A 5,348-nucleotide genomic window follows, 5' to 3' on the forward strand; every position below is an offset into this window, starting at 1 on the left:
GAAACCAGCGTTGTGAGGGGGCAGTGGCAGGGGACCCCCGTCTTTTTTGCTATCAGTAAAGATATATCACAGATAAGCCAGGCTAACGCCAGGTTTTCCAAAGCCTTTTCTATTAATCCGGCGCTTATGGCTATTAGCAAGATTGACAGTGGTAAGTATATTGATGTAAACGAAGCTTTTCTTAGTAGGTTGGAATATAATCGGGACGAGGTAATCGGCAAAACCTCAGGTGAGCTAGGGATTATACCGTTTGCAGAAAGAGATTTGCTAATAAAAGAACTTTATCAGCAGGGTTGTATACGTGATAAGGAATTAACCCTTATTACTAAAAGCGGTAGCGAATTGTATGTTATCTTTTCGGTCGATTTTATCGAAACCGACGATCAGACCTACCTTCTAACCGTAATGGTGGATATCACCGGAAGGAAGATAGCCGAAGAACTTTTAAAGGAAAGTGAAGATCGCTGGTCTTCAGCCCTGGAGTGCAGCGGGAACGGGGTTTGGGATTGGGATGCGGTAACTAATCGGGTATTCTTTTCCAAGGAATGGAAAAGCATGTTAGGTTACGAAGAACATGAAGTTGGTGACTCCCTGCAGGAATGGGAAAGCCGGGTTCACCCGGAGGATTGGGAACGGATCCAGGTAGAACTGCAAAAACACTTTGATGGCCAGACACCAGTTTACGGGAGTGAGCATCGTCTGCGTACCCGAGATGGCAGCTACAAATGGCTTCTGGATCGGGGGAAGGTAATTAACCGTGATGAAGAAGGCAAAGTTCTGCGGGTTATTGGTACCCATACCGACATCACCGAAATAAAGAAAGTTCAGGAAGACTTGAGCCGTACCCGGGGACAATTAAAAGCCATTTTGGATAACCTGCCTTTTTTAGCCTGGTTTAAAGATAAAGAAGGACATCATATAGAAATAAACCGGGTTTTTGAAATATCCTGCGGCTTAACACGCGATGAAATAATCGCTAAGACCGACCTGGATATATGGCCCCGGGAATTAGCTCTAGGATATATGGAAGATGATCGGGAAGTGATGGCTAGCAGAGAACAAATCAACAAAGTCGAGCGGGTACAGGATAAAGCCGGAGGTATATGGTTTAATACCTTCAAAACCCCAGTGTTTGACCAGGAGGGCAATGTAATAGGAACTGCGGGAATTACCCGGGATATTACCGAGAGTAGAAGATTAGAACATGAGCTGATAGAGCAGCGGACCTTCTTAAAATCACTGATTGATGCCATTCCCGACCTTATATTTTACAAAGATATAAACAGTTTATACCTGGGTTGTAACCATGCCTTTGCGCATAGGTTTATTGGACTATCCGAAGAAGAGATAGTGGGCAGAACTGATTTGGATTTTGTTAAGGATCAGGAGACAGCCCGCTTTTTTATACAAAAAGACAGGGAAATACTGCTGTCGGGTGAGACCCGTATGAACGAAGAAACTATAACCCTGGCTGATGGCTCCATAATGGAATTAGAGACGGTAAAAACGCCTTTTTTTAAAGGCGGAACCGTAGCCGGGTTGATTGGAGTGTCCCGGGATATCACCAAGCGTAAAATAGCCCAAAACCAACTGCTTATAAAACAAAAAATACTATCCAACATTGCTTCCGCTACCAATGAACTATTAATAAATAGTGATTACTATGAAGCTATTAATAAATGCCTGGCTTTGCTGGGTGAGGCTACCGGAGTAGATCGGGTCTATATGTTTAAAAACCATTATGCAGATAATAAGGCCTATACCAGCTACAGAATGGGATGGAACTCCGGTGTATTTCCGGCACAAATTAATAATCCCAAGCTGCAAAACATTCCCTTCGATCAAGCGCAAAATTTTATAGAACCATTGATGCGAAATGAAGCCGTCAAGGCACAGGTACGAGATTTTGGAGAAGGATGGATTAAAGAAACCCTGTTAGAACAGAGTATCTTGTCAATACTGGTTTTACCCATCTTTGTAGGCGGAGTTTTCTGGGGTTATGTTGGTTTTGATGAATGCAAGGAGGAAAGAAACTGGAGTGAAGACGAGTTTTCCATTTTGAAGGCTTTCAGCAATTCTATCGCTGAAGCCATCGAGCGCAGTCAGATGGAACAAAAACTGGCCCAGGCTAAAGAGATAGCTGAATCTGCCAACTACGCCAAGTCCTTATTTTTAGCTAATATGTCCCATGAGATTCGCACTCCTATGAACGGCATACTGGGATTCCTGGAACTCCTGGGGGAAACTGAACTTTCGACTGAACAGCAGGATTATGTACAGGAGGCACATAGAGCCTCGGAAATCCTACTTTATCTCATTAATGATATCCTGGATTTCTCTAAAATTGAAGCTGGTAAACTGGCCATGGAAGAAATCCCCTTCCGGGTTAGAACGGTAGTGGAAGATGCTGTTTCCCTGCAGGCTCCAAAGGCTAGAGAAAAAGGTCTGGAGATGCATACCCTAATCAAATCCAATGTACCGGATGAGGTAGTAGGTGACCCGGCCCGGCTGCGTCAAATCTTAAATAACCTGCTTAGCAATGCGGTTAAGTTCACCCATACCGGTGAAATTCTGGTAATTGTGGAAACGATAAATGAAAGCTCAGATAAGGCGGAAATCGCTTTTGAAGTTAGTGATAGCGGTATTGGTATTGCCCCGGAGGACATGGAAAAACTTTTTCAACCCTTTACCCAGGCAGATGCCTCCACCACCAGGAAATACGGAGGTACCGGTCTGGGCCTGGCGATTTCCTATGAATTGGTTCGCTTAATGGAAGGAACCATGCAGGTAAAAAGTAAATTAGGCCAGGGGTCAAAGTTTTATTTCACTGCTTGCTTTAAACCAGGTCTGCATAAGGATACTCTGCCTTTTGAACCTGCAGAGCTTAAGGGTGCCCGGGTACTAATTGTGGATGATAATAGCAGCAACCGCAAAATCATACGAACTTATCTGGAAGATGCCCAATGCCTGGTTGAGGAGAGCGATAGTGCCGAAAAGGCCATCACTATCCTTCTATCCGCAGCCGCTGTAAAATCCTTTGATGTAGTAATCGTAGATTTTCAAATGCCTGCGATGAATGGTCATGAGTTAGCCGCTGCCCTTAAGGCCATACCTTCCACCCGAGCTATACATTTGATTATGCTTACTTCGGCAGCCCAGAAGGGAGATGCCCGCCGGGCCAAAGAACATGGTTTTAGCGGCTACCTGACTAAGCCCGTGAAAAGAGACGAACTGCTCCAATGCATTTCTATAGTCCTTGGTTTAAAGACAGAAGCCTCCCTGGGTGATTCAATCGTTACCCGTTATACGATCAAGGAAAACCCGATTCCTGCCCGGCCCAGGTTTCTTCTGGTCGAAGATAATGAAATGAATCAGAAAATAATTGTTAAAATGTTAGAAAAGAGAGGTATGTACTGTGATCTGGCCTGCAGTGGAGCCGAAGCTTTAAAAGCCCTGCAGCAAAAAGATTATGACATAGTATTTATGGACTGTCAGATGCCGGAGATGGACGGATATGAAACTACTGCTAGAATTAGACAAATGGAGGGAGAAGAACGACATACTATCATTGTTGCTATGACTGCCAACGCTATGGAGGGAGACCGGGAGAAATGTTTGCAGGCAGGCATGGACGATTACATCAGTAAACCAGTTGATTTCCAACTACTATTTAATATTATTGAACAGTACACGGCTAGGCAGCAAGAGTCTGTTAGCGAGGTCGCGGCCATGCTGGAGGAAAACTTGAGCAGCTTTATAGCTGAGACCGGATTATCTAAGGGAGAGGGACGGGAGCTTTATGATAAATTATGGTCAACCCTGCCAGGGGTATTGGAAGAATTGCAAAATGCCCTGGCCAACAGCGACTTTAAAAAAATTCGCAGCCTGGCTCATCAATTAAAAGGTTCTTCCGGTACCCTGCGTATACAAAAGCTTTATGAACTTTTTTTTGATCTGGAACAGAAAGCAATTGCGGAGGCTAAAGCAGCATGTGTTGACACCCTGCAATTAATCCACCGCCTGGTCAAGAGCTAAAGGACTTTACCGGCCAAAATATTATACGGAAGGACGAAAAATGTGCGAGTATTGATTGCTGATGATGATTTGATTTCCCGTACTGTAGTAAAGGCCCTATTATCAAAATGGGGTTATGAGGTATTGGAAGCAGGAGATGGTATTCAGGCCTGGGATATCCTTAAAGAAAAGGATTCGCCTCAACTGGTTCTGCTGGACTGGATGATGCCGGGGATAGATGGATTGGAATTATGCCGCCGTTTGCGCCAATTAGATAATAATACCTATCACTATATTATTTTGCTCACCGGGCGGGATAGTAAGGAAGATATTATTGGAGGGCTTAATGCCGGGGCTGATGATTATATTACCAAACCCTTTATGCCCGAGGAATTAGAAGTGCGCTTACGGGTAGGCAAGCGTATCCTGGATTTGCAGCAGTCACTGAACGAAGCGCTGGAGATCCAGCGTTATCAGGCCCAACACGACCTCTTAACCGGAATATTTAATCATGCAAAGATACTTAATATACTGGAAAAAGAACTATACCGGGCCAAGCGACAAAATAGCAACCTGGCCGTAATTATGGGAGACCTGGATCATTTTAAGAAGGTAAATGACACTTATGGCCATATGGCCGGTGATGCCGTATTGGTGGAAGTTGCCTTGCGGATGAAAAATACTATTCGTCTCTATGATTCCATTGGTCGTTATGGGGGCGAGGAGTTTCTCCTGGTTCTTCCCGGCTGTAGCACAGAAGAAGCTATAATAATAGCTAATCGTATCCTGGGAAGTATCAGCCAGGAGCCGGTGGTGTTTAATAGCACCCCCATTGCAGTAACCATCAGCCTCGGTATAGCAATGAAAGCCGCCGGTGATAAAACCACGACGGCGGAGCTGGTGCAGTTAGCCGATGCTGCTCTCTATAAGGCCAAGCAGAATGGCCGCAACCGGGTGGAACAGGCATATGATTAGTGAGGCGTGAGGCGTGAGGGGGTTAATTTATTTCCTACTGCATCTTACTATTCAAGCGCCAACTTACTTTTCATCGGTGGTTGTGGCCCCGGCCATGGGGGGTTAGTAAGAAAAGTGAGGTTTAGACGCAGAAGGACGCTGATTTTTATAATTAACGCTGATTCTTTTTTAAATAGCTTTAGCTTATAAGAAAAGGTTGGCAATGAACTGTGCGGCCAAGACATCTTCCAGGGAATTGCGGCTGGCGGCCACCACAGCTATCCCTTGGTCAGTCTCCTGCAGCATCTTCAGGGCCCGGTTAACAGCAGTAAGGGCTGGTTCCATTCCTTTCTGCTTCAGGGTTCTGGCTACGGTTCCTA

At 45.0% G+C, this 5,348-nt stretch carries 2 protein-coding genes; both read left to right on the top strand.

Annotated features, from left to right (window positions below; all coding sequences use genetic code 11):
* Nucleotides 1-4,035, top strand: a 4,035-nt coding sequence (locus PHP87_RS10485; RefSeq protein ID WP_299921120.1) for a PAS domain S-box protein, incomplete at its 5' end; no start/stop codon positions are given.
* Between the two features lie 42 nt (nt 4,036-4,077).
* Nucleotides 4,078-4,989, top strand: coding sequence for a diguanylate cyclase (locus tag PHP87_RS10490; RefSeq protein WP_299921122.1), 912 nt, complete (start codon nt 4,078-4,080; stop codon nt 4,987-4,989).
* Nucleotides 4,990-5,348 lie beyond the last annotated feature (359 nt).

This window comes from Syntrophomonas sp., from assembly GCF_028707975.1.
Lineage (GTDB): Bacteria > Bacillota > Syntrophomonadia > Syntrophomonadales > Syntrophomonadaceae > Syntrophomonas.